This is a genomic window from Salinibacterium sp. SWN248 (assembly GCF_015864575.1).
In the GTDB taxonomy this organism is placed as follows: domain Bacteria; phylum Actinomycetota; class Actinomycetes; order Actinomycetales; family Microbacteriaceae; genus Rhodoglobus.
In genome coordinates, this window is sequence record NZ_JADYWW010000001.1 from 1738808 (window position 1) to 1764059 (window position 25252).

20 protein-coding genes are annotated in these 25252 nt (G+C 58.9%); 12 read left to right on the plus strand and 8 right to left on the minus strand.

Going from position 1 to position 25252, the window contains the following annotated elements; all coding sequences use genetic code 11:
* Window positions 1-52 precede the first annotated feature (52 nt).
* Complete coding sequence (uvrB, locus tag I6E73_RS08300; RefSeq protein ID WP_197124517.1) at window positions 53-2125, plus strand: excinuclease ABC subunit UvrB; 2073 nt, start codon at window positions 53-55, stop codon at window positions 2123-2125.
* Here uvrB and I6E73_RS08305 read toward each other — a convergent pair.
* Window positions 2079-3224 (minus strand): glycosyltransferase, encoded by a 1146-nt coding sequence (locus I6E73_RS08305; RefSeq protein ID WP_197124519.1) that lies wholly within the window; start codon window positions 3222-3224, stop codon window positions 2079-2081. The genes uvrB and I6E73_RS08305 overlap by 47 nt on opposite strands.
* Window positions 3225-3304: 80 nt before the next feature.
* Here I6E73_RS08305 and uvrA point away from each other — a divergent pair, with 80 nt between their 5' ends.
* From uvrA to I6E73_RS08355, 10 genes are all read left to right on the plus strand, one after another.
* Window positions 3305-6178: an excinuclease ABC subunit UvrA gene (uvrA, locus tag I6E73_RS08310; protein ID WP_197124521.1), complete on the plus strand. Its 2874-nt coding sequence runs from the start codon at window positions 3305-3307 to the stop codon at window positions 6176-6178.
* A 17-nt stretch (window positions 6179-6195) separates the two neighbouring features.
* The gene (uvrC, locus tag I6E73_RS08315) at window positions 6196-8148 is read left to right on the plus strand and encodes an excinuclease ABC subunit UvrC (protein ID WP_197124523.1); all 1953 of its coding nucleotides are present in this window, start codon (window positions 6196-6198) and stop codon (window positions 8146-8148) included.
* Between the two features lie 21 nt (window positions 8149-8169).
* Window positions 8170-9045, plus strand: coding sequence for an RNase adapter RapZ (rapZ, locus tag I6E73_RS08320; protein ID WP_197105654.1), 876 nt, complete (start codon window positions 8170-8172; stop codon window positions 9043-9045).
* A gap of 45 nt (window positions 9046-9090) precedes the next feature.
* The gene (gene whiA, locus I6E73_RS08325) at window positions 9091-10071 is read left to right on the plus strand and encodes a DNA-binding protein WhiA (protein WP_197105653.1); all 981 of its coding nucleotides are present in this window, start codon (window positions 9091-9093) and stop codon (window positions 10069-10071) included.
* A gap of 110 nt (window positions 10072-10181) precedes the next feature.
* The gene (locus tag I6E73_RS08330) at window positions 10182-10808 is read left to right on the plus strand and encodes a superoxide dismutase (protein ID WP_197105652.1); all 627 of its coding nucleotides are present in this window, start codon (window positions 10182-10184) and stop codon (window positions 10806-10808) included.
* Between the two features lie 108 nt (window positions 10809-10916).
* Window positions 10917-11924, plus strand: a complete 1008-nt coding sequence (gene gap / locus I6E73_RS08335) for a type I glyceraldehyde-3-phosphate dehydrogenase (protein ID WP_197109937.1) — start codon at window positions 10917-10919, stop codon at window positions 11922-11924.
* Window positions 11925-11936: 12 nt separating this feature from the next.
* Entirely contained in the window at window positions 11937-13154 is a 1218-nt protein-coding gene (gene pgk, locus I6E73_RS08340) for a phosphoglycerate kinase (protein WP_197124525.1), read from the plus strand.
* Window positions 13142-13957 carry a triose-phosphate isomerase gene (tpiA, locus tag I6E73_RS08345; protein WP_197124527.1) on the plus strand — a complete coding sequence of 272 codons (816 nt, stop codon included), beginning with the start codon at window positions 13142-13144 and terminating at the stop codon, window positions 13955-13957. The genes pgk and tpiA overlap by 13 nt, the downstream gene beginning before the upstream one ends.
* Window positions 13958-14003: 46 nt before the next feature.
* On the plus strand, window positions 14004-14252 hold the full coding sequence (gene secG / locus I6E73_RS08350; protein ID WP_197105648.1) for a preprotein translocase subunit SecG: 249 nt from the start codon (window positions 14004-14006) through the stop codon (window positions 14250-14252).
* A 32-nt stretch (window positions 14253-14284) separates the two neighbouring features.
* On the plus strand, window positions 14285-14650 hold the full coding sequence (locus I6E73_RS08355) for an RNA polymerase-binding protein RbpA (RefSeq protein ID WP_197124529.1): 366 nt from the start codon (window positions 14285-14287) through the stop codon (window positions 14648-14650).
* A 117-nt stretch (window positions 14651-14767) separates the two neighbouring features.
* Here the strand turns inward: I6E73_RS08355 and pgl are convergent, their stop codons facing one another.
* Genes pgl through tkt form a run of 6 tightly spaced genes read right to left on the minus strand, consistent with a single transcriptional unit; the run spans window position 14768 to window position 22941 of the window.
* Window positions 14768-15571 (minus strand): 6-phosphogluconolactonase, encoded by an 804-nt coding sequence (pgl, locus tag I6E73_RS08360; protein ID WP_197124531.1) that lies wholly within the window; start codon window positions 15569-15571, stop codon window positions 14768-14770.
* Window positions 15568-16542 (minus strand): glucose-6-phosphate dehydrogenase assembly protein OpcA, encoded by a 975-nt coding sequence (locus tag I6E73_RS08365; RefSeq protein ID WP_197105645.1) that lies wholly within the window; start codon window positions 16540-16542, stop codon window positions 15568-15570. Before I6E73_RS08365 ends, pgl begins: the two co-directional genes overlap by 4 nt.
* Window positions 16539-18080, minus strand: coding sequence for a glucose-6-phosphate dehydrogenase (zwf, locus tag I6E73_RS08370; RefSeq protein WP_197105644.1), 1542 nt, complete (start codon window positions 18078-18080; stop codon window positions 16539-16541). Before zwf ends, I6E73_RS08365 begins: the two co-directional genes overlap by 4 nt.
* Before the next feature lie 35 nt (window positions 18081-18115).
* Window positions 18116-19714 (minus strand): glucose-6-phosphate isomerase, encoded by a 1599-nt coding sequence (locus I6E73_RS08375; RefSeq protein WP_197124533.1) that lies wholly within the window; start codon window positions 19712-19714, stop codon window positions 18116-18118.
* Window positions 19711-20823 (minus strand): transaldolase, encoded by a 1113-nt coding sequence (tal, locus tag I6E73_RS08380; RefSeq protein WP_197124536.1) that lies wholly within the window; start codon window positions 20821-20823, stop codon window positions 19711-19713. The genes I6E73_RS08375 and tal overlap by 4 nt, the downstream gene beginning before the upstream one ends.
* Window positions 20824-20847: 24 nt before the next feature.
* On the minus strand, window positions 20848-22941 hold the full coding sequence (gene tkt, locus I6E73_RS08385) for a transketolase (RefSeq protein WP_197124538.1): 2094 nt from the start codon (window positions 22939-22941) through the stop codon (window positions 20848-20850).
* A gap of 235 nt (window positions 22942-23176) precedes the next feature.
* Here tkt and I6E73_RS08390 point away from each other — a divergent pair, with 235 nt between their 5' ends.
* Window positions 23177-24097 carry a heme o synthase gene (locus I6E73_RS08390; protein ID WP_197124540.1) on the plus strand — a complete coding sequence of 307 codons (921 nt, stop codon included), beginning with the start codon at window positions 23177-23179 and terminating at the stop codon, window positions 24095-24097.
* A 33-nt stretch (window positions 24098-24130) separates the two neighbouring features.
* Here the strand turns inward: I6E73_RS08390 and I6E73_RS08395 are convergent, their stop codons facing one another.
* Window positions 24131-25006: a COX15/CtaA family protein gene (locus I6E73_RS08395; RefSeq protein WP_307784258.1), complete on the minus strand. Its 876-nt coding sequence runs from the start codon at window positions 25004-25006 to the stop codon at window positions 24131-24133.
* Between the last annotated feature and the right edge of the window lie 246 nt (window positions 25007-25252).

Sequence of the window (25252 nt, forward strand, 5' to 3'; positions counted from 1 at the left end):
TTGGCGACTCCGTTTTCGGGTCGTTGTCAGTGCCGGTGCCTACACTTGAGGTATGGAACCAACTCGCTCAGTACGTCCTTTTGAGGTAATTAGCGAGTACTCACCTTCCGGAGATCAGCCTCAGGCGATCCGCGAGCTTGCTCAGCGCATCAATGCCGGCGAAACCGATATTGTGCTGCTCGGCGCCACCGGCACGGGAAAGTCGGCAACAACCGCGTGGCTTATCGAACAGGTGCAGCGACCAACGCTCATCATGTCCCACAACAAGACTCTTGCCGCTCAACTGGCCAACGAGTTCCGGGATTTGATGCCCAACAACGCGGTGGAGTATTTCGTTTCGTACTACGACTACTACCAGCCCGAGGCCTACATTCCGCAGACAGATACCTTTATCGAGAAGGACTCGTCGGTCAACGCCGAAGTCGAGCGACTGCGACATTCCACTACCAACTCTTTGCTCAGCCGCCGCGACACGGTCGTGGTCTCCACAGTGTCGAGCATTTACGGGCTTGGCGCTGCTGAGTCCTATCTTGAAGCGATGATCGCCCTGCAGGTGGGAATGCGCATCGATCGCGAAACGCTCATCCGCAAGTTTGTGGGAATGCAGTATCAGCGCAACGACTACGACTTCTCGCGGGGAAACTTCCGCGTGCGCGGCGACACCATTGAGATCATTCCAGTGTATGAAGAGCTTGCTATCCGAATCGAGATGTTCGGAGACGAAATCGAGGCGCTCTACTCCCTGCATCCGTTGACCGGCGACATCGTCAAGAAGATGGATTCGGTGTCGGTGTTCCCTGGCACCCACTATTCGGCAAGCCCCGAAACGATCAAAACCGCAATCGTATCCATTCAGGCGGAGCTCGCCGACCGGCTTGCCGTGCTGGAGCGTCAAGGAAAGCTTCTCGAAGCTCAACGCTTGCGTATGCGCACGACCTTCGACATCGAAATGATGGAGCAGATCGGTTTTTGTAACGGCATTGAGAACTATTCTCTCCACATGGACGGGCGCCAACCCGGCGAACCACCAAGCTGTTTGCTCGACTACTTCCCGGATGATTTTCTCGTGGTGCTCGATGAGTCGCACGTCACGGTGCCTCAGATCGGCGCCATGTACGAGGGCGATGCCTCACGAAAGCGCACTCTTGTGGAACACGGGTTCCGCCTCCCGAGCGCGCTCGACAATCGCCCGTTGAAATGGGAAGAGTTTCTTGAGCGTGCCGGCCAGAAGGTCTACCTTTCTGCGACACCGGGCAAATACGAGATGGGTATCACTGACTCCGTTGTCGAGCAGGTGATCCGCCCGACAGGACTCATCGATCCGCAAATCGTCGTTAAGCCGTCGAAGGGTCAAATTGACGACCTTCTCGAACAAATCAGGCTTCGCGTCGAGAAGAACGAGCGTGTGCTCGTCACCACGCTCACAAAGAAGATGGCTGAAGAACTCACCGAATTCCTTTCGGAGAATGGTGTTCGGGTGCGCTACTTGCACTCTGACGTCGACACGCTACGCCGCGTGGAGCTACTCACCGAGCTCCGACAGGGCATCTATGACGTGCTCGTGGGCATCAACCTCCTGCGGGAAGGGCTTGACCTTCCCGAAGTGTCGCTCGTCGCGATTCTGGATGCAGACAAGGAAGGCTTCTTGCGGTCGTCCACATCACTCATTCAAACCATCGGGCGTGCCGCTCGAAACGTCTCCGGCGAGGTTCACATGTACGCCGACGTCATTACGCGATCGATGGCGTTTGCGATCGAGGAGACTGATCGTCGCCGCGAAAAGCAGGTGGCATACAACACCGAGCACGGTATTGACCCCCAGCCGCTACGCAAGAAAATTGCTGACATCACTGATGCCCTTCTCCGTGAGGGCGCTGACACCGCAGAGCTGCTTGCCACCCGCAATCGCGACGGCAAGAAACGCACTCCGACGCCCAAACTGGCGCGGGAAGGAATCGCTGCCGCCGGCGGAAATGATCTTGAAAATATCATCGGCGATCTCAACGAACAGATGCTGCAAGCGGCATCCGAGTTGAAGTTTGAGCTTGCTGCTCGATTACGAGATGAAGTTCAGGAACTCAAGAAGGAACTGCGCCAGATGGAGCAGGCTGGTCATTTAAAGTAGTGGCCAGCGTTTCGTGCATCGCAATCATGCGGCGCTCCTGAGCGAAGGAGTCGTGGGGGAGTGCGGTAGTTCGCGCAGCCCCACGTCGTTCCTCTACCGGGATATCGGCAAGAACTCTGAGCGCGTGAGCGATATGAGTATGATCCGGAGCCACCGTGAGTCCACCGCCATCGGCGAATGCAATGTGCTCCTTGCACGCGGTAGTGATAATCGTGGGAGTGCCCGTAGCGAGGGATTCCAGAGCTATGGCCTGAGCGCACGATCCGTTTGTTGTGACGATCGCAAGGTCTGCGGTCGCAAAGACTTCTGCTCGCTCCACCAGCGTGAGGTCGTGCGCGCTCAGAAATTGAACTGAAATCCCCACCGCACTTCGTTCGAGCCGGGCACGCAGCGGGCCATCGCCCAAGATCACCAAATGGAGGTCCTCGCCCTGAGAAGCTCGGTGCCGCACTGCGTCAATCGCGACTGAGACCGCTCCCGCGGAGGTGAGCGGCGCCGCACATACGACGACCAATTCGGCGCCGCTTGAGTCGCGGAGAGGGCTGTTGTGGCGCAGCGGAGAGAACGCTTCGACGTTTACCCCTGACGGGATGCTCACAACGCGATTGTCGGGAGCGGACGTCGTTGCAGGGTCGGTCGCCGTGCGCGAGTTTTCGTGGGTCGCAGAATCGGAACCCTGCGCGCCGACTACCCCCATGTGAATGACCTGGTCGAACCCCAGTGGGGTGTGTGCCGTAGCCCACTCGGCTTCGCCATCGTCCGTGAGGAGCACGGCCGGCACACGGTTGTCGCGCGCCCACGCGCCCAGTTCGCGAGCACTGAGGCGGTCGGCGACTTCGATCTGATCGGGCACAAGTTTTTCGAGAGCACGGCGCACAGCTTTGGCGATAGGAACGAATCCGCGGGATAATGCTCGGCCACGAGCGGGCACCGTGACCACCGTGCCGTATTCGGTCCAGGTCACCGATGACTCGGCTCCGGGGATGATGATGGAAAACTCGTGCCCGGCTGCCTGATACGCCAGACCACGAGAACGCACAGCGCTTGAAGGCAATAAGGCTGGTGCCGAGTAAAAGCTCGTAACGTGCGCAATGTGCATTCACCCATTATCGCGGGGATGAGCACTCTGTGCTGGGCGAACGTCCAGACAATGTCAGTGGTTTCCGTAGAATAGGAAGAGTGACTACAGCACAGTCGATTCCTAATTCTCACCTCAGCGTCCGTGGCGCTCGGGTTCACAATCTCAAGAACGTTGACCTCGAGATTCCGCGCGACTCTCTCGTCGTCTTCACTGGTCTTTCAGGGTCAGGCAAATCGAGCCTCGCGTTCGACACTATTTTCGCAGAGGGCCAGCGACGCTACGTCGAATCGCTTTCGGCCTATGCGCGTCAATTCCTAGGCCAGGTCGATCGGCCAGACGTCGATTTCATTGAGGGACTCAGCCCGGCGGTCTCGATTGACCAGAAATCCACGAACCGAAACCCACGGTCAACCGTCGGAACGATCACAGAGATCTACGACTACATGCGACTGTTGTGGGCGCGCATCGGAGTTCCGCACTGCGCCGTGTGCGGCGAAAAGATTGAGCGCCAATCGGTGCAACAAATTGCCGACCAACTGATGAAGCTTGAGAGCGGCACACGCTATCAAATTGTCAGTCCCGTCGTTTCTCAGAAAAAGGGCGAGTTCGTTGATCTCTTCGCGGAGCTCGCCTCGAGCGGTTACTCCCGCGCCATCGTGGATGGCGATGTCATCCAGCTCAGCGAGCCTCCCAAGCTGAAGAAGCAGTACAAACACGATATTTCTGTCGTCGTTGACCGGTTGGTGGCAAGCGACGACATCCTTACGCGCCTTACCGATTCACTCGAGACCGCACTGCGACTCACCGACGGAACTGTCGCGATCAACTTTGTTGACGAGGAGGGGGATGCCGCGTGGCGTTCGTTCTCCGAGAAGCTGTCCTGCCCCAATAATCACCCCATCCAGCTCACCGAAATCGAGCCACGCACCTTCTCATTCAACGCCCCTTTCGGCGCGTGCCCGGAGTGTTCGGGGCTCGGTACCCGCATGTCGATCGACGCAGAGCTCCTCATCGCCGATGATTCAGTCAGTCTCTCTGAGGGCGCAATCTTGCCCTGGACGAACTCGGGCAAGGGTCTCTATAACTACTTCGAAAAGTTGCTCGGCGGCCTAGCCCTCGACCTTGACTTCTCGCTCGACACTCCGTGGGGCGATCTCCCCGAAGATGTTCGCGAAGCAGTTTTGCGAGGCAACGATTTCAAGGTGTCCGTTAAGTGGAAAAACCGCTACGGGCGCGAGATGAAGTACTCCACGGGGTTTGAGGGAGTGATTCCCTACATCGAGCGCAAATACCTCGAGGCGGAGACAGATGTTCAGCGCCAGCGCTATGCGGCGTACCTCCGCGAGATTCCCTGCCCCGTATGCGATGGCAAGCGTTTGAAGCCAGAGGTCTTGGCCGTCACTGTCGCTGACAACAGCATTTCTGACATCTGCGAGCTCAGCCTCATCGATGCCTATGGCTTCATGAATGAACTGGTTCTCTCTGAGCGGGATGCCCACATTGCTGCTCAAGTGCTTCGCGAAATCCGATTGCGCCTAGAATTCTTGGTCGAGGTCGGCCTGAGTTATCTGAACCTCGCACGTGCGGCCGCAACATTGAGCGGTGGCGAGGCGCAACGCATTCGTCTGGCGACCCAAATTGGCTCCGGTCTCACTGGCGTGCTCTATGTGCTCGACGAGCCCAGCATCGGACTTCACCAGCGTGACAACCGACGATTGATCGAAACTCTCGTCAAGCTCAAGAACCTCGGCAACACCCTCATCGTGGTTGAGCACGATGAAGATACGATTCGCACCGCCGATTGGGTTGTCGATATTGGGCCTGGCGCCGGCGAACACGGTGGAGAAGTCGTTCACTCCGGTTCCTACGAAGAGCTACTCACCAATACACGGTCGATAACCGCTGACTACCTGTCGGGGCGTAAGGCCATCGAAACGCCGAAGAAGCGTCGCCCGATTGACAAGGCGCGCCAGATTACCGTCGAGGGAGCGAAGGCGAACAACCTCAAGAACCTCACCGTCAAATTCCCGCTTGGCACGTTCACCGCGGTCACGGGCGTCAGTGGTTCTGGAAAATCAAGCCTCGTCAACGACATCCTCTACAAGGTCCTTGCCAACGAACTCAACGGTGCGCGCCAGATTCCAGGCAAGCACACGCGAGTCACGGGCCTCGAGAACCTCGACAAGGTAGTTCATGTCGACCAGAACCCGATCGGACGCACTCCACGATCCAATCCCGCCACATACACGGGCGTCTTCGACAAGATCCGCACGTTGTTCTCCGAGACCGCGGATGCGAAAGCTCGAGGATACTTGCCCGGTCGCTTCAGCTTTAACGTCAAGGGCGGTCGCTGCGAGAACTGTTCGGGTGACGGCACTATCAAGATCGAGATGAACTTCTTGCCCGACGTGTACGTCGCGTGTGAAGTGTGCGGGGGAGCTCGCTATAACCGCGACACCCTCGCCGTAAAGTACAAGGCCAAGAACATCGCTGAAGTGCTCGACATGCCGATCAGTGAGGCCGCGGACTTCTTCGAGGCAATCACGAGCATTCACCGTTACTTGAAGACGCTCGAAGAGGTCGGGCTTGGCTATGTGCGTCTCGGCCAGAGCGCGACAACTCTCTCGGGCGGTGAGGCACAACGAGTCAAGCTTGCTACTGAGCTCCAGCGCCGATCGATGGGGCGCAGCGTCTATGTGCTCGATGAGCCAACGACAGGTCTCCACTTCGAAGACGTGCGCAAGCTCTTGTTGGTGCTCAACGGTCTCGTTGATAAGGGAAACACTGTCATCGTGATCGAGCACAACCTTGATGTCATCAAGTCTGCTGACTGGCTCATTGATCTCGGCCCCGAAGGCGGGTCTGGCGGCGGAGAGCTGCTATCCGTCGGAGCTCCCGAGAAGGTCGCCAAGGTCGCGGGAAGCCACACTGGCCAGTTCTTGGCTGAAGTATTGAGTGGCAATCGTGTCTAGGCCGCTGGGAGTCAACGGTGGCTAACACTGTTCCTTGGCGCCCGCGTGCAGGAGACATCCCTAACCAGCCAGGCGTCTATCGGTTTACCGACGATAAGAAGCGCGTGCTCTACGTGGGAAAAGCGAAGAACTTGCGAGCACGTCTCAGCAACTACTTTGCACCGCTGACCACTCTTCACGAGCGCACTCGACGGATGGTGCTCACCGCAACAAACGTTGAGTGGACGATCGTCGGCAATGACTTTGAAGCGCTGCAGCTGGAATACACCTGGATCAAAGAATTCGATCCGCCGTTTAACGTTCAGTACAAAGACGACAAGTCCTACCCGTACCTTGCGATCACGATGGGTGATCCTGTTCCACGGGTGCTTGTCACGCGCAATCGTAACCTGCCCAATGCGCGATACTTCGGCCCCTATTCGCGCGCGTGGGCCATCCGCGACACGGTCGATGTGATGCTCAAAGCTTTCCCGATGCGCAGCTGCTCGACGTCGGTCTACAAGCGCGCCCAACAAACTGGTCGCCCCTGCTTGCTCGGCGATATCGGTAAGTGTGCGGCGCCCTGTGTCGGACGAGTGACGCTCGAAGAGCATAAATCGATTGCACTAGATTTTGCGTCGTTCATGGGAGGCAACGACTCTCGAATGCTCAACTCAATCAAAGCCAAAATGGCAGAGTCCGCAGCGACTCAAGAGTATGAGGCGGCCGCGCGCTATCGAGACCAAATTGGGGCGATGGAGACAGCGCTCGCTAAAAACCAGATCGTGTTGTCCGAGGATGTGGATGCCGATTTCTTCGGAATTGCGCACGATGAACTCGCAGCCGCCGTGCAACAGTTCATTGTTCGAGGCGGCCGAATTCGCGGTGTTCGTGGATGGGTCGTCGATAAAGAACTGGATGTCGAACTCGGCGGACTGGTCGAATCTGTGTTGCAGAACGCCTACGACGACACCGTCCCACCGCGCGATGTCCTCGTGCCAGCGCTGCCAGAGGACGGCACTGCGCTGGAAGAGTGGCTAGCGCAGCGCCGTGGGCCGGGCGCGCGCGTCCGTTTGAGGGTCGCGCAGCGGGGCGAAAAGGCGTCACTGGCACAGACCGTGGAGACAAACGCTCAGAACGCGCTCATGCTCTATAAGTCGAAACGGAGCGGCGACTTCGTTGCTCGTTCGCAGGCGCTGGCAGATATCCAGGAAGCATTGGGAATGACCGAGGCTCCGCTTCGGATGGAATGTTTCGACGTTTCGCACCTCTCAGGCACGAATGTGGTTGCATCCATGGTCGTCTTCGAAGATGGACTGCCCAAGAAGCAGCACTACCGGCGTTTTAATATCCCCGAGACCACCGACGACACTGATTCCATCTACCAGGTCCTCACGCGTCGGCTTGCCTATCTTGCCGCCGGGAATGCGGTCCCTACTGCTGCTGAAGCGCAGGCGACGTCGCCCGACAAGATACTCAGCGCGGGGGAGCCGGATGGGGATGCCGCAGCTTCTGCGAAGCTCGCGACCGATGTTGTGGTGCCTTCTCCCAAGTTTGCTTATCCGCCCCAATTGCTGATCGTTGATGGTGGGCAACCGCAGGTTTCAGCGGCACAGCGCGCTCTCGAGGAGTCCGGCGTTTCCGGTATCCAACTCGCTGGAATTGCTAAGCGACTAGAAGAGATCTGGCTGCCCGACTCTGATTATCCGGTTATTCTTCCCCGCAATAGTGATGCGCTTTTTTTGATTCAACGCATCCGCGATGAGGCGCACCGCTCCGCAATTACTCATCAGCGTCAGCGAAGGTCAAAGGACATTTCCTCGATCCTCTCCACTGTTCCGGGCCTCGGCCCGTCCCGCATCAAGGCGCTGTTGCAGCACTTTGGTTCCGTCGCTCGGCTCAAGGCGGCGACGCCCGAACAGATCACAGAAGTCCCGGGAGTCGGAGAGGCGACTGCTGCCGCGATCATCGAGAAGCTCGGTCAGCGCTAGCTCAGGTAGTCTGAAGCCACCATGAAACCCGTGACAGAGCAGCAAGAAGTTCTTATTGTGACTGGCATGTCGGGCGCCGGTCGTTCGACCGTCGGCAACGCGCTGGAGGATCTCGGCTGGTATGTCGTAGACAACTTGCCACCTCAGATGCTTCTGCCTCTTGTGGACCTCGCTCACCGCGCCGGAGATTCCCTCCCACGCGTGGCTGCGGTTATCGACGTGCGTGGTGGCAAACTCTTCTCGGATGCCCAGCATGCAATTGAGGCCCTCCGTGCTTCCACTTCTCTTCGGGTTCTTTTTCTTGATGCCGAAGATGCCGCGCTGGTTCGCCGTTTTGAGCAGGTCCGCCGGCCGCACCCTCTCCAAGATGAGGGAACCCCGCTCGATGGAATTGCTGCCGAACGAACCCGTATGGCAGAGATTCGCTCCAGTAGCGACATCATCATCGACACTACAGACCTCAACATCCACCAGTTGGCGATGACCATCATCGAAAAGTTCTCTGCGGAGAGCGATGCTGGATTGCGTATTACTATTGAGAGCTTCGGATTTAAGTACGGACTTCCAGCAGACGCCGACATGGTTGCTGACTGCAGATTCTTACCTAATCCCTTTTGGGTGCCCGAGCTCAAAGCATTAGACGGACTCGATGAACGCGTCCGTGCCTATGTCGTTGGGGCGCCAGGAGCACAGGAGTTCGTTGCAGATTATGCGCGAGCCCTCGAACCTGTATTCGCCGGGTATCAGCGCGAGAATAAAAGACACGCAACGATCGCGATCGGCTGTACTGGTGGCAAACACCGTTCGGTTGCGATTGCCGAAGAGCTGTCAGCTATTCTTAGCGGCCTGCCCGGTGTAGCCGTAAGTATTAAGCATCGGGACCGTGGACGAGAGTAGATTGCTCATCCAACAGAACCGCCATCTTGGAAGGAAGGCCAGTTAGTGGCATTAACTGCTGAAGTCAAAGACGAACTGGCACGAATTCAGTTGGGCAAGACGACTGAGCGCGCTGCAGAGCTCGCAACAATTTTGCGGTTCTCGGGTGGTCTCCATCTGATTTCCGGACGTATCGCCGTCGAATCTGAGCTGGAAAGCGAATTGCTCGCTCGCCGTGTGCGGCGCGACATTGCTGAGCTGTACGGCGTTCGCTCTGAGATTTCGCGCGTTGCGTCTTCCGGTGGCCGGCGTACGAACAATCTTCTGGTGCGCGTTCTCGACGGGGGAGAGACCCTCGCTCGCCAGACTGGACTTTTGGATGCCCGCCGCCGCCCCATCCGCGGCCTCCCGAACCGCGTGACTACTGGCGGCCGCGGTGAACTCGCTGCTGTCTGGCGTGGGGCGTTTCTTGCGGCAGGCTCGCTCACAGACCCGGGTCGCTCGGCCGCTCTCGAAGTAACCTGCCCTGGCAACGAGGCCGCAATGGCGCTCGTTGGCGCTGCAGGTCGACTCCGCGTCGCCGCAAAGGCACGCGAGGTTCGCGGTGTTCACCGTGTCGTTGTTCGCGATGGCGAAGCCATTAGCGCCATGCTCACGATCATGGGCGCCGAGACGACTGTGGTGAGCTGGAACGAATTGCGTCAACGTCGCGAAGTTCGCGCCACCGCCAACCGCCTAGTGAACTTTGACGATGCGAACCTTCGCCGTTCGGCGCAAGCTGCTGTTGCCGCGTGCGCCCGCGTCGAACGCGCTCTTGAGATCTTGGGGGATGACGTGCCGCAGCACCTGCGTTACGCCGGCGAACTTCGCCTCAGCCACCGAGACTCAAGCCTGGACGAATTAGGCCACCATGCTGATCCGCCGATGACGAAGGATGCTGTTGCTGGCCGCATCCGTCGGCTACTGGCAATGGCGGACAAGCGCGCAAGCGACCTCGGTGTAGCCGGTACTGAAGCAAACCTTCCCGCTGAGTTGGACGAGGCTTAGCGTTCCCTCCATACGACACGTGCGTCGGATGGACGTGGTTAGACTGGATGTATCTCACCTGACCGTGCTCGCCAGCCGGCGCAGGAATCACGATCCTAGGAGGACTTCCGATGGCTGATTACACGCTTCCAGAACTTTCGTACGACTACTCCGCGCTTGAGCCAAGCATCAGCGCCATGATCATGGAGTTGCACCACAGCAAACACCACCAGGCATATGTCACTGGTGCGAATGCTGCGATCGCCGGGCTTGCTGAAGCTCGCGATTCCGGAAACCTCGCCAATGTGAACAAGCTCGAGAAGGACCTCGCGTTCAACTTGGGTGGACACATCAACCACTCCATTTTCTGGACCAACATGTCGCCCAACGGTGGCGACAAGCCCACCGGCGACCTTGAGAGCGCCATCGACGACCACTTCGGCTCGTTCGATAAGTTCACGGCACACTTCACAGCGACCGCTATGGGTGTGCAGGGTTCGGGCTGGGCAGTGTTGGCTTGGGACTCCATCGGTGAGCGCCTCATCATCGTTCAGTTCTTCGACCAGCAGGGCAACTTGCCTGCGGGCATCGTTCCTCTCCTCATGCTTGATGTGTGGGAGCACGCCTACTACCTCGACTACAAGAACGTGCGTGCTGACTACGTCAAGGCGTTCTGGAACATCGTTGACTGGGCCAACGTTCAGGACCGCTTCAGCGCAGCGCGCTCGAAGACAAACGGTCTGCTGCTACTCTCGTAGCGGCATCGTGGCCGGGTTAGGCCCCGGCTTTAGCCCAGTCTCCACCCAAGCAACACCCCCACCACTACAGCACGACGCGTCCTAGACGCCTGATTTTCTGGAGCAACAGTGAGCGTAAAAATCGGTATTAATGGTTTCGGTCGCATCGGTCGCAACTTCTTTCGAGCGGCAATGGCTAAGGACAGCAACATTGAAATTGTTGCGGTCAACGACCTCACAGACAACAAGACCCTCGCTCATCTCCTCAAGTACGACACCATCACTGGTCGTCTAGACGCTGAGGTTACGTTTGATGACGAGCAAATCGTCGTCGACGGCAAGGCAATCAAGGTTTTCGCTGAGCGCGATCCCTCGAACCTCCCGTGGGGCGAGCTTGGCGTCGACATCGTCATCGAGTCGACCGGTCACTTCACCAAGTCGGCGGATGCCGCGAAGCACATCGCTGCTGGTGCCAAGAAGGTCATCGTTTCGGCCCCGGCTTCGGGCGATGACGTAGCAACTCTGGTGCTCGGCGTCAACGAGGGAATCTACGACCCCGCCGTTCACAACATCATCTCGAACGCATCGTGCACGACCAACTGCCTCGCACCGTTGGCCAAGGTCTTCATGGACAACTTCGGAATCGACACCGGGTTCATGACGACTGTTCACGCGTACACCGCAGATCAGAACCTTCAGGACGGCCCGCACGGAGACCTTCGCCGCGCTCGCGCAGCAGCGCAGAACGTCATCCCGACGTCGACTGGTGCAGCGAAGGCACTCGGCTTGGTCATCCCTGAGCTCGTCGGCAAGCTCGATGGTTACGCCCTTCGCGTTCCCGTCATCACTGGTTCGATCACTGACCTCACCATCACGACTTCGTCTGAAGTTACGGTCGAGCAGGTCAACGCGGCGTACAAGGCCGCGGCTGAGGGCCCTCTCAAGGGCATCCTCAAGTACACCGAAGACCCCATCGTTTCCACCGACATCGTCGGCGACCCACACTCGTCGATCTTCGATGCAGGACTGACGAAGGTCATCGGCAACCAGGTCAAGGTCGCTTCGTGGTACGACAACGAGTGGGGTTACTCCAACCGCCTCGTTGACGTTGCAGAATACGTCGGCGCCCGCCTCTAACATCCAACGACTATGAGCCTCAGAACTCTTTCAACGCTTCCCGACTTGCGCGGTAAGCGCGTGATCGTCCGTTGCGACCTGAACGTACCCCTCAAGGACGGCCAGATCACGGATGACGGTCGCATCCGTGCATCGTTGCCCACGCTCAACGCACTCATCAATGAGGGCGCTCGCGTCGTCATCGTGTCTCACCTGGGTCGCCCCGGTGGTGAGCCCGATGCTCAGTACAGCCTCGAGCCGGTCGCACAGCGGCTCTCGGAGCTGTTGGGCAAAGCCGTTGTGTTCGCTAAGGACACCGTCGGGCACGCCGCTGAACAAGCGGTTGCCGAGCTCGACGATTGCGGTGTAGCGCTGTTGGAGAATCTGCGGTTCAACTCCGGCGAAACCTCAAAGTCAGAGACGGAACGTGAAGAGTTTGCCGCCAAGCTCGCTCGCTTCGGCGACGCGTTCGTCTCTGACGGTTTCGGAGTAGTTCATCGCAAGCAAGCAAGCGTGTTCGAGTTGGCTAAGGCCCTCCCGAGTGCTGCTGGGCTGCTTATCGAGACTGAACTTGGCGTTCTCGAGCGCCTCACGGTAACCCCAGAGCGTCCTTACACGGTCGTGTTGGGCGGTTCTAAAGTTTCTGACAAGCTCGACGTCATCGGCGCGCTTCTTCCGCGCGTTGATTCGTTGCTCGTTGGTGGCGGAATGCTCTTCACCTTCCTTGCCGCGCAGGGCTACAAGGTTGGAGCTAGCCTCCTTGAGAACGATCAGCTCGATACAGTCAGGGGCTATATCGCCCAGGCTGAAGAGCTGGGTGTCGAGATTGTTCTTCCGACAGACATTGCAGTGGCCGCTTCGTTCGGGCCGGATGCCGCTCACACAGTAACGTCGGCTCAGGCGATTGAAGACACCGAGTTCGGTGCTGCTGGCATCGGACTCGACATCGGGCCGGACACTGCAGCTCGATTCGCCGAAGTAATTCGGGCCTCCAAGACTGTTTTCTGGAACGGGCCTATGGGCGTGTTCGAATTCCCAGCATTTGCGGCAGGAACGAAGGCAGTCGCGCAAGCGCTCACGGAGACAGATGGATTCGGCGTTGTCGGCGGTGGCGATTCTGCCGCGGCCGTTCGCGCATTAGGTTTTGACGACGACCAGTTTGGTCACATTTCTACGGGTGGCGGTGCGAGCCTCGAGTTTCTCGAAGGCAAGCAGCTCCCCGGACTGGAGGTACTTGGATGGCAAAGGTAAAGCGCGTCCCGTTTATTGCGGGCAATTGGAAGATGAATCTTGACCATCTTCAGTCAATCGCGTTTGTGCAGAAGTTGGCATGGACGTTGAAAGATGCAAATCACGACTTCGGTGTCGACGGTGCAGAGGTTGCGGTGTTTCCCCCGTTCACCGATCTGCGTTCGGTGCAAACCCTCGTCGCAGCGGACAAGCTTGACGTACGCTTCGGCGGCCAAGATCTTTCCGAACATGATTCGGGTGCATACACGGGAGAAATCTCCGGTGCGTTCCTGTCATCGCTTGACTGCCGCTATGTGCTGGTCGGTCACTCCGAGCGTCGCACGATGCACGGAGAAACCGATGAGCAGCTTGCTCGCAAGGTTGCCGCAGCGCTGAAGCACGGCCTCGTGCCGGTTCTGTGCGTCGGCGAGACCGCGGATGACCTCGAAGCTCACGGTCCTAGCGCTGTCCCCGTCGCTCAGCTGAAGGCTGGACTCGCTGGACTCGCTGGACTCGCTGGACTCTCTGGCACGCCAGAGCTCGTAGTTGCTTACGAGCCCGTCTGGGCTATCGGCTCGGGCAAGGCCGCGACGCCTGAACAGGCCGAGCAAGTTGCGGCACGACTGCGCGAGACCCTCGCCGAGGTGCTCGGCGATGATGTCGCTGCGGCCACACGAATCCTCTATGGCGGTTCCGTGAAGTCAAGCAACATTGCGAGCCTCATGCGCGAACCCAACATTGACGGCGCTCTTGTGGGCGGTGCAAGCCTTGATGTGGCGGAATTTGCCAGCATCTCGCGCTTCTCCAAGCACGTCGGCACCTAGCCGTTATACTGTTCGAGGCCGGAACGGCCTGTTCGAAAGGTTCTTTGTGGAAATTCTCCAAGTTGTGCTGCAGGTATTGCTCGGCATTACGAGCTTGCTGCTCACACTTCTCATCCTTCTTCACCGCGGACGCGGTGGAGGTCTCTCCGACATGTTCGGCGGGGGAACCACGTCCAATCTGGGTGCTTCCGGTGTTGCAGAACGCAACCTGAACCGCATCACTGTGATCCTGGGCGTCGTATGGATCAGTTGCATCGTCGTACTCGGTCTCATCACCAAATACAACGGCGCTTAAGAACCTCCAGTTTTAGCAAACGAAGGAACACAGTGGCAGCAGGCGGAAGTGCAATTCGTGGGTCGCGCGTTGGCTCGGGCCCCATGGGGGAACAAGATCGTGGTTTTCACGCTGAACGCGTGCAGATCTCGTACTGGGACGCTCTCGGGAACGAAACCGTAAGGTCGTTCTCGGCGAACGTTCCCGACGACGAAATCCCCGCGACGATTGATTGCCCGTCGTCCGGTCTTCCCGCGGGCCGCGACCAGGAGAACCCGCCGTCGGCTTCGAAACTGGAGCCCTACAAAACCCATCTTGCCTACGTCAAAGAGCGTCGCAGCGATGACGAAGCGACTGAGCTCCTCGATGAGGCTCTTCTGCAGCTTCGAACCCGTCGTGGCACGGCTACCGCGGAATAGCACGATCGCTGTCAGCGTGGTCTTTTAACATCGCATAGTGCGGTCGACACAAGCCTAAGAACAGAGGCCCCAACCGAATCGGTTGGGGCCTCTGTTCGTTAAAACCGCATCTGAGGTTTAGTGCTCGTCCGTGGAGTCTGCGCTGGTCCAGAACTGCCCAGGATCGATCAACGATGCCGGAACTTGGGCTGCGGCGTCGGAATCGACAAAGAACAAGGTTTTGCGACGGCCTTCAAGGCCCGCTGCGGGAACCTCGTTGTAGCTGGCACCGGCCAGAGTGAGTCCCAAAGCGGAAGCTTTATCGCTTCCGGCAACGACTGCCCAGATTCGAACTGAAGAGTTGATCACCGGCAGCGTGAGGCTCACTCGTTCGTCAGGGGGCTTGGGGGAGTTGCGCACAGCAATAACGGTTCGCTCGGTTTCACGGATGCCTTCGCGCTCCGGAAAGAGCGAAGCAATGTGACCGTCCGGGCCGACCCCGAGGAAGACGATGTCGAAGTTCGGGTACTTGCCGTTACGTGCGGAGTGAGCTGCGAGGTCGTTGGCATAAGCCTGAGCCGCGTCATCCAGAGTGAGACCCGAGTCGGATGCCGCGACGGCGTGGACACGGCTGGGGTCGACGGGGATGTGATCGAGCAGAGCAGCGCGCGCCTGAACATCGTTGCGCTCGGGATCGCCGGCAGGCAGCCAACGCTCATCGCCCCACCAGAAGTTAACGCGTGACCAGTCAACGCCGTCGCGTTTGGACGACTTATTGATGGCTTCGAGAACTGCTATCCCCATGCTTCCACCGGTAAGAGCCACGGTTGCTTCATCGAACTCGGCGATGAAGTGGGGGACTTTCGAGAGAAAGCGCGCAGCAACAGCTTTCGCCAGCTTCGCTTTATCGGTGTGGACTATCGCACGACGTTCGTTACTCATTCGCTCTTCGCCTTCGTAGAGTTGTTGATCTGAACCCCAGTGATCTCGCTGACACCGTGACGAACCACGTCACCAAAGAGGCTGTCAGGGTCGAGGCGGCGGAGTTCTTCCGCCAGGCAGTCCCGAAGACTGCGCCGTGGCAGCGAAATGTCGTGCACGGGCTGGTCTGGCTGTGTCAACGTTGCGATGTTGGCCATGTTGCGCTCGAGCGTGATCGTGCCCGATGCTCGCTCAAGGATGACGGCGTGGATGCCGGTGGGAACAGGCGAGCCCTCAGCGACGTGCAGCGTGACCTTCACTTTGAGCTGCATCTGCAACCAGGCTGCGAGCAGCATCGTGGAGGCGGAATCGGCGGCGCCACTGACGGTGACGGCGGTGATGGCCTCGTACGGAGGCTGATCCAGCACAGCGGCAAGCTGCGCGCGCCACAGCGTAAGTCTGGTCCACGCGAAGTCTGTGTCACCAGGTACGTAGGTCTTGCACATGCGGTGCATTGCATCCAGCGGGTTGGTACTGGCAGCCGCATCGGTGATGCGGCGCTGTGCAATACGACCGATTGGTGACTGTGAAGCACTAGCGGGGCCTTCACCGGGCCACCACGCGACGACGGGAGCATCGGGCAGGAGCAATCCAGTTACGAGGCTCTCCTGGTCGAGTGCGGCATCTCCGTGGGCGGTGACAACGATTACCTCGCTCGCACCGGCGTCTCCGCCAACACGAATCTGAGCATCAACGCGAGCGTCGTCGTCACGAGCGGATGACGCGCTGCTCGTTGACACAACCAGTACACGCATCGGGTGTTCACGCGAGGCGTCGTTTGCCGCTTCAATCGCTTCTTCTTCGTTGCCGAACTCGGTCGCAATGATGAGCGTGAGCACGCGACCTAACGCGACCGCACCGCCATCCTCTCGAATGCGCACGAGCGCTTTCGAGATTTTCGCGGTTGTGGTGTTGGGCAGATCAACAATCATGGTCGTCTCCAGACTCGTCCATCGCGTTCCATGAGGTCGTCGGCAGATTTGGGACCCCACGTGCCTGGACGGTATTGCTCCGGTGCGCCTTGCGTTGCCCAGAACTCTTCAATGGGATCGAGAATCTTCCAGCTAAGCTCGACCTCTTCGTGACGGGGGAACAGCGGCGGATCGCCAAGCAATACATCGAGGATGAGTCGTTCGTAAGCTTCGGGGCTGGCCTCGGTGAACGCGTGGCCGTAGCCGAAGTCCATTGTGACGTCGCGCACATGCATTTCGGCGCCGGGAACTTTCGACCCGAAGCGAATCGTGACGCCCTCATCGGGCTGTACGCGGATTACGAGAGCGTTTTGCCCCAGCGCCGAAGTGCGGCTCTCTTCAAAGAGATACTGCGGAGCGCGCTTGAAGACGACGGCAATTTCGGTGACCCGTCTTCCGAGACGCTTTCCAGCACGGAGGTAGAACGGAACGCCTGACCATCGACGCGTGCCAATGTCGAGGCGAATCGCTGCGTAGGTTTCTGTCTCGGATTCGGGATTCATCCCGTCTTCTTCGAGGAAACCGGTGATCTTTTCGCCACCTTGCCAACCGCCGGCATACTGTCCGCGAGCGGTGTGCTCGCCAAGATTGTCAGGAAGGCGAACCGCCGAAAGTACCTTCTCCTTTTCGGCGCGCAGATCCGCGGCGTCAAAAGAGACAGGTTCTTCCATTGCCGTGAGAGCGAGAAGCTGAAGGAGGTGGTTCTGGATGACGTCGCGAGCTGCGCCGATTCCGTCGTAGTACCCGGCGCGGCCCCCAACTCCGATGTCCTCTGCCATCGTGATCTGAACATGATCGACGTGGTTGGAGTTCCAAATCGGCTCAAAGAGCTGATTGGCAAAGCGCAACGCGAGGATGTTCTGAACGGTCTCTTTGCCCAGATAGTGATCGATGCGAAACACACTGTCGGGAGGGAATACCGATTCAACGACGTCATTGAGCTCGCGAGCCGTCGTGAGATCGCTACCGAATGGCTTCTCGATGACAACGCGACTCCACTGCCCGTCGCGCTGTTCTGCGAGCCCGGAGTTACGGAGCTGCTCCGTTACCTGCGGGAATGACTTCGGAGGGATCGAAAGATAGAACGCGTGGTTGCCCATCGTGCCTCGCTCACTATCCAAGTCGGAGAGTGTGTCCTTCAGGCGTTCGAAGGCAGCGGCATCATCAAACTCACCCTGCACGAAGCGAATGCCTTGAGCCAGCTGCTTCCACACATCCTCGTCAAAAGGCGTGCGAGCGTACTGTTTGACAGCGTCGTGAACGACTTTCTCGAAGTCTTGGTCTTCCCAGTCTCGTCGAGCAAAGCCGACGAGTGCGAAGCCTGGGGGAAGTAGCCCCCGGTTGGCGAGGTCATAGACGGCCGGCATGAGCTTCTTGCGCGACAAGTCGCCGGTTACGCCAAAAATGACCAGAGCGCTCGGACCAGCAATACGGTTAAGCCTGCGGTCAGAACTCAACCGCAGGGGATTGAATTCAGCACTGATGTCAACGGGGGACATACTTCTCCTCTACGTGCGGCACGTACGTGCTGCAGCTATCCGATCGCGTCGAGAACCTGCGGCAACGACACCTTCGGGTTCGATACCGTGAGGCTTAAGACGGGGCGGCCGTGTTCAGCAAGCACGCTAGCGTCACCGGCAGCTTGAGCGCGGATGAGCTGTCCAAACGTGAATGGACGGTCGGGAATCTGCAGATCAGATTCTTCGACCACAATGATTTGAAGGAACACACCAATTGCAGGCCCGCCCTTGTGGAACTGACCAGTGGAGTGCAGGAACCGGGGTCCCCAACCGAAAGTGACTGGGCGCTTGGCGCGCGCCGCAGTCTTCTCTCGAAGTTCCGAAAGTTCCGGGTAGCCAGTGCGGTCGGCGTAGACCTGAATGGCGACGTAACCGTCGTCATCGAGGTAGGACAGAAGCGAAGACACAACTCCGGCGAGGTCGCTGCTATCAGCCACCACGCCCTCGGTGCCCCGAACCTCGATGTCGCCAACCGAGAAGGCAGGCGCCTGCTGAGGAGTCGGGTTATCAATGAGTTCCCGCGCTGCGTTCTTTGCAGCCTCAACATCGGGCTGATCAAAGGGGTTGATGCCGAGAAGGCGACCAGCGACGACAGTGGCGTACTCCCAGAGCAGCAACTGTCCACCGAGCGAACCAGCGATTTCAATCTCGCCCTCTGCTACCTCTTTGGTGTCGTCCCAGTCTCCGACGAGTCGAACGATTTGGAGGTCATCCAAACCTTCCATGACCTCGGGGGAGTCAGTGCGCAGGACAACGGGAAGAAGTCCCTTGCCGAGCTTTCCCGTCGACTCAGCGATGAGCTGCTCAGCCCAATCTCCAAAGCCGAGGATGTGGGTTCCGTCGGTCACGATGCCGAGCTTGTCTTTCAGTGGGTCAGTTCCTGCAATCGCAGCGCCAAGCACGAGGCCAGGGTTGCTCTCGTTGTCGACAGCAAGCTCAACCATGACGGCTTCGGCCTCGTCGAGAAGCTCGGTCAGATCGACACCAGCCAGTCCAGACGGAACGAGTCCGAAGGCGGTGAGCGCCGAGTAACGGCCGCCGACGTTGGGATCAGCGTTGAACACGCGGTATCCCGCAGCGCGAGCCGCGATATCCATCGGCGAACCGGGATCGGTGACGATTACGATGCGCTCCCGCGGGTCGATTCCGGCATCCGTGAAAAACTTTTCGTAGATGCGTTTCTGGGAATCAGTCTCGAGCGTAGAGCCCGACTTGGACGAGATGACGACGGCCGTCGACTGAAGACGATCCGCGAGGGCAGCCTGCACCTGTGCGGGGTCTGTCGAGTCGAGAACTGTGAGTTCAACTCCGTACGTGCGAGTGATGACCTCAGGGGCAAGCGATGAACCGCCCATACCGCCGAGGACAAAGTGATCCACGCCGTCGGCGCGCAGTTTGTCGCGCAGAGCGTAGATGTCCTCGATCATCGGCCGACCGACAGAAACAGCTTCGACCCAGCCCAGGCGCTTCGCCGACTCTTCTTCGGCCGCAGGGCCCCAGAGAGTTGCGTCGCCGCCAGTGATGCGGCTTGCAACTAGATCATTGACGAGCTGCGGAACGATGCGGTCGACGGCTTCTGCCGCCGCACCGGATACTGCAAGCTTCACACTCATTTTGCGGCCTCAAGAGCAGCTGACACGGTGTCGAGCAGCTCGTTCCAGGACACGATGAACTTCTCAACGCCCTCCTTTTCGAGCAGCGCGGTCACCTCGTCATACGAGATTCCGAGTGCGGAGAGTGCGTCGAGAGTGAAGTTTGCCGCGTCGTAGTGAGCCGTGACCTGCTCGCCCTCGATTACACCGTGGTCGAAGGTCGCTTCAAGCGTCTTCTCCGGCATCGTGTTCACCGTCTCGCCAACGGCAAGCTCCGTGACGTAGAGCGTGTCGGGCAGGCTCGGGTCCTTCACACCGGTGGAAGCCCACAGCGGACGCTGCTTGTTTGCGCCAGCGGCAATGAGAGCCTGAGCGCGCTCCGTAGCGAAGGCGTTCTCGTAGACCTGGTACGCAAGACGAGCGTTTGCAATACCGGCCTTGCTCTTGAGAGCCTTGGCGTTATCGGTACCGATCGCGTCAAGACGCTTGTCGATCTCGGTGTCGACGCGGGAGACGAAGAACGACGCGACCGAGTGAATCTTCGAAAGGTCGTGGCCGGCAGCCTTCGCCTTCTCCAAACCAGTGAGGTAAGCCTCGATAACTTCGCGGTGACGCGCCAAGCTAAAGATCAAGGTGACGTTGACGCTGATTCCGGCTGCGATCGTTGCAGTGATGGCCTCAAGGCCCTCAACGGTCGCGGGAATCTTGATCATTGCGTTCTCGCGGGCAACCTTCGCCCAGAGCTGCTGAGCCTGAGCAATCGTGCCAGCGGCATCATGAGCCAGTCCAGGTTCAACCTCGATCGAGACTCGACCATCGCGGCCGTCAGTTGCGTCATATACGGCGCGGAAAATGTCGCTGGCGGCAGCAACATCATCGGTCGTGATCTCGAACACAGCATCAGTGACGCTCGTACCCTTGGCCGCCAGAGCAGCGACCTGCTCGTCGTAGGCCTCGCCCTTTGCCAACGCCGTGGCAAAGATCGTGGGGTTAGTCGTGACGCCAACAACGTTGCGTGAAGCAATGAGCGACTGGAGTCCACCCGAGTTGATTCGCTCACGCGAGAGGTCGTCGAGCCAGATGCTTACGCCGACGCCCGAGAGCGCTGCGGTGGGTGTTTCGTTAGTCATTTCTTGTCTCCTTATCTGGGGCGCCTAGACGGCGTCCAGAGAATCGCGTGCAGCGGCCACAACGGCCTCGGTGGTGATTCCAAACTCACGGAAAAGAGTCTTGTAGTCGGCGGATGCTCCAAAGTGATCGATCGAGATGCTGCGACCTGCGTCGCCAACGTACTCGCGCCATCCAGTGGATACTCCTGCTTCAACCGATACGCGTGCACGCACAGTAGAAGGCAAAACGGACTCGCGGTATTCCGCGGTCTGCTCGGCGAACCACTCAAGGCTAGGAGCGGATACGACGCGCGCATTGATTCCGTCAGCCTTGAGCGTCTCGCGCGCTTCCACAGCGAGCTGCACTTCAGAACCGGTGGCAATCAGGATTACGTCCGGAGTTCCGTTCGGCGCTTCAGCGAGCACGTAAGCTCCCTTGGCTACGTTCGCAGCGGAAGCGAAGGTCTCGCCAGACGCGTCGGCATCCCCACGATCGAATGTGGGCACGTTTTGACGGGTGAGGGCGATACCCGCTGGGCCGTTACGACGCTCAAGGATGGTCTTCCATGCCCAGGCGGTCTCGTTGGCGTCGGCTGGGCGAACTACGTCCATGCCAGGAATCATGCGCAAGCTAGCAAGCTGCTCGATCGGCTGGTGAGTAGGACCGTCTTCGCCGAGGGCGATCGAGTCGTGAGTCCAGACAAAGATCGACGGCACACCCATGAGAGCGGCCAGTCGAACAGCAGGACGCATGTAGTCGCTGAAGATCAGGAACGTTCCGCCGAAAGCACGAGTGTTTCCGTGAAGAACGATGCCGTTGATAATCGCGCCCATGGCGTGCTCGCGGATACCGAAGTGGAGTACGCGGCCGTACTCGTTTCCGCTCCACTCGCCGGTGGAGTGCTCGCTCGGCACGAAGGACTTCGCCCCGGCGATGGTGGTGAGGTTCGATTCGGCGAGGTCGGCAGAGCCACCCCACAGCTCGGGCATGATCGCACCAATGGCGCCGAGTACCTTGCCGCTTGCCGCACGAGTCGAAACGTCTTTGCCTGCTTCGAACTGGGGGAGTGCTTCTTCGACGCCCTCAGGCAATGTACCAGACAGAACACGGTCGAGCAGAGTCTTGCGCTCGGGGTTTGCCGCAGCCCACTTGTCGAAGGATTCTGTCCACTCAGCGCGCTGTTGCTTGCCGCGGTCAATTGCTTGACGCGTGTGAGAGATAACGTCGTCGTCGACGACAAAGCTCTGCTCGGGGTCAAAGCCGAGAGCCTTCTTAGTGCCAGCAAGTTCTTCAGCGCCCAGAGCAGATCCGTGGATCTTTCCGGTGTTCTGCTTACTGGGGGCTGGCCAACCGATAATGGTGCGCAGGATAATGAGCGAAGGCTGGTCGGTGACGGCCTTGGCGTCTTCGATCGCGGCGTTGAGCGCCTCGACGTCTTCGACGTATTCGCCGGTCTTCTTCCAGTCAACGACCTGTACGTGCCAGTTGTAGGCCTCGTAGCGCATCTTCACGTCTTCGGTGAAGGCGATGTTGGTGTCGTCTTCAATAGAGATCTGGTTGCTGTCGTAGATCGCAATGAGGTTGCCGAGCTTCTGGTGACCCGCGAGGGACGAAGCTTCTGCTGATACGCCTTCTTGAAGGTCGCCATCACCGGCAATGACATAGACGAAGTGATCGAAGGGGCTCGTGCCTGCTTCAGCCTCAGGGTCAAACAGTCCACGCTCGTACCGTGCTGCGTAAGCGAAGCCGACAGACGATGCGATTCCTTGCCCGAGAGGGCCCGTGGTGATTTCTACACCCTTGGTGTGGCCGTACTCTGGGTGCCCCGGAGTGAGCGAGCCCCACGTGCGCAGAGCCTTGAGGTCGTCGAGCTCCAGCCCGTAACCGGCAAGGTACAACTGAACGTACTGAGTCAATGAGCTGTGGCCCACCGAGAGAATGAAACGGTCGCGACCAATCCACTGATCGTCGCTTGGATCACGACGCATCACCTTCTGAAAGAGCAAGTACGCTGCAGGCGCCAAACTCATCGCGGTACCGGGGTGACCGTTACCTACCTTCTCAACAGCATCTGCCGCCAGAATTCGAGCGGTGTCTACCGCTTTGTTGTCGATGTGATCCCATTGAAAAGCTGCCATGAGAATAATGACCCTTCTGCAAGCGAAGTGCCTAGCCAGAAATGGCTACGGCACGTGAACGACCCGCCACACGCCTTCGTTGGCTCGGTCAGTGGTTTTGCCGCAGCGCACTGGTGGTGCGCGTGAGCATGCCACCGACAGGCGGGCACCCCAAGTATAGGGAACCCAGTACATGATCGCTCCCTCGCTACGGCGACGGTCAGCAGTTTTTGTTATGCGGTTTAGAATCGTAGATATGGATGTCACTTTAGAAGCCCCCACGCAGCAGCAACGCATTGGCATCCTTCGCAAGATTCGCGCCTATGTTGCGCTCACCAAACCGCGGGTCATCGAGCTTCTGCTCGTCACCACCGTGCCCGTTATGGTCCTCGCCGCTGGCGGAATCCCTAGTCTGTGGCTGGTATTGGCTACTTTGGTCGGCGGAATTCTCAGCGCATCCTCGGCCAACGCCTTCAATTGCTACATTGACCGCGATATCGACCGAGTGATGGCCCGCACCAAGAACCGACCTCTCGTGACAGGTGAGCTCAGCGACCGCGAGGCTCTCTTGTTCGCGTGGATCAGCGGAGTTGGTTCGGTTGTGTGGCTCGGGTTGCTCACGAACTGGCTTGCAGCAGCGCTGTCGCTGTTCGCGATCCTCTTCTACGTTTTCATTTACACGCTTCTTTTGAAGCGTCGTACACCCCAGAACATCATTTGGGGTGGCATCGCCGGTTGCATGCCCGTGCTTATTGGGTGGGCTGCCGTCACCAACGATCTCTCGTGGGCAGCGTGGATCTTGTTCGCCGTTGTCTTCCTTTGGACGCCTCCGCACTACTGGCCGTTGTCAATGAAGTACCGGGCTGAGTACCAATCTGTTGGCGTTCCCATGCTCGCTGTCGTTCGTGGCCGCGCCGCTGTCGGCCTTCAGGTGATCTTGTATGCCTGGGCAACCGTCGCGTGCTCGTTGCTTCTTGTACCGGTTGCTGACATGGGCATCGTATACACGCTCGTTGCGAGCCTGAGCGGCGCTTGGTTCATTATCGAATCTCACCGTTTGTACTCGACGGCGATCCGTCATGGAGACGTCAAAGCTATGCGCGTATTCCACAGCTCGATCAGCTATCTGACGCTCGTATTCCTCGCGGTGGGCATCGACCCGCTGCTGCCGTTCTAGCAGACACAGCAACACCGGGTCGCACCTCGCGGGCTACGTTGTGGCGAACGACTTCTCGTCGGCTGCCGCTCGCTGCGTAACGCTGGGGCGCAGCGAGAGCACTACGGCCGTCATAGCGGCCGCAATTGCACAAGCAATAACCATGTGGCTACCGACCAGAAGGATCGGCAGTCCACTACGCGACTGAATGATTCCGATTGTGGCCTGAACGACTTCGAGCACGAGCAGAATCACTGCGAAGTCAAGGATTCGACGGTGGCCGCCCTTGGCGAGCAGAATCACCAACGCGAGAGTCGTGGCGAGAAGCACATAGCCCGGCCAGCTGTGGACGTGTTGCAGGATGCCCGCATCCAAACCATTGCGCGCCGTGCCATCGTCGCCCGCGTGCGGACCAGCACCGGTCGTGAGAATACCGGCAACGATCGTCAACGCGACGAAGAGGCTCGTCACATGGGTCACGATCGTGACGGGGCGCGACACTTCACTCTGGGTCCCACGAAGCCCGGTCCAGACTCGATAGACGAGGGCCGCGCTCACCGCGACAAGGATCGCTGAGATCGCGTAGTGGACGCCTACGATGCTGGGGTCGAGCTGAACGCGCACGGAAAGCCCACCGATGAGTCCCTGGAGAACGGTGCCGCCGAGGATCAGAAGAGCGAGCGACATCAGGTCGCGACGTTCACGGCGGATTCGCAGGACCATAAGAACCATCAGGATGGCGACGAACCCCACGATGATCGATAGCAGTCGATTGCCGAATTCGATAGCGCCGTGCAGCCCCATCTCCGGGGTTGCCACGAGAGATGCGTCGGTGCACAGCGGCCAAGTAGGGCAACCGAGGCCAGAACCAGTCAATCGAACGGCCCCGCCCGTCGCCACAATCAGTATTTGGATGACTAGCGTCGCCACTGCAAAAATTCTCACTCGAGCGTCTACAGATTGGGGCAATCGTGCGATGACGGCGTTCACGGCCGTACCTCCTGTTATTTCGGGCTTCTGCCTGTAGAATGGATTGCGTTCAGGAACACAGCCCACGCCGGGAAGTCAATGTTGACAGCGAGAGAATCTTTCGCTCGTCCTGTTTCAGTCTAAGTTCGCCCGCGCAGTGTTGTGACACAGCGCATGCGGCCCCACTAAATATTCCCGGCAAAGTGC

Excerpts from the sequence above, each read along its gene's own strand:
- uvrB (WP_197124517.1), top strand. The coding sequence starts at position 53 with ATGGAACCAACTCGCTCAGTACGTCCTTTTGAGGTAATTAGCGAGTAC.
- I6E73_RS08305 (WP_197124519.1), bottom strand. The coding sequence starts at position 3,224 with ATGCACATTGCGCACGTTACGAGCTTTTACTCGGCACCAGCCTTATTG.
- rapZ (WP_197105654.1), top strand. The coding sequence starts at position 8,170 with ATGAAACCCGTGACAGAGCAGCAAGAAGTTCTTATTGTGACTGGCATG.
- I6E73_RS08330 (WP_197105652.1), top strand. The coding sequence starts at position 10,182 with ATGGCTGATTACACGCTTCCAGAACTTTCGTACGACTACTCCGCGCTT.
- pgk (WP_197124525.1), top strand. The coding sequence starts at position 11,937 with ATGAGCCTCAGAACTCTTTCAACGCTTCCCGACTTGCGCGGTAAGCGC.
- tpiA (WP_197124527.1), top strand. The coding sequence starts at position 13,142 with ATGGCAAAGGTAAAGCGCGTCCCGTTTATTGCGGGCAATTGGAAGATG.
- pgl (WP_197124531.1), bottom strand. The coding sequence starts at position 15,571 with ATGAGTAACGAACGTCGTGCGATAGTCCACACCGATAAAGCGAAGCTG.
- I6E73_RS08365 (WP_197105645.1), bottom strand. The coding sequence starts at position 16,542 with ATGATTGTTGATCTGCCCAACACCACAACCGCGAAAATCTCGAAAGCG.
- zwf (WP_197105644.1), bottom strand. The coding sequence starts at position 18,080 with ATGTCCCCCGTTGACATCAGTGCTGAATTCAATCCCCTGCGGTTGAGT.
- I6E73_RS08375 (WP_197124533.1), bottom strand. The coding sequence starts at position 19,714 with ATGAGTGTGAAGCTTGCAGTATCCGGTGCGGCGGCAGAAGCCGTCGAC.
- tal (WP_197124536.1), bottom strand. The coding sequence starts at position 20,823 with ATGACTAACGAAACACCCACCGCAGCGCTCTCGGGCGTCGGCGTAAGC.
- tkt (WP_197124538.1), bottom strand. The coding sequence starts at position 22,941 with ATGGCAGCTTTTCAATGGGATCACATCGACAACAAAGCGGTAGACACC.
- I6E73_RS08390 (WP_197124540.1), top strand. The coding sequence starts at position 23,177 with ATGGATGTCACTTTAGAAGCCCCCACGCAGCAGCAACGCATTGGCATC.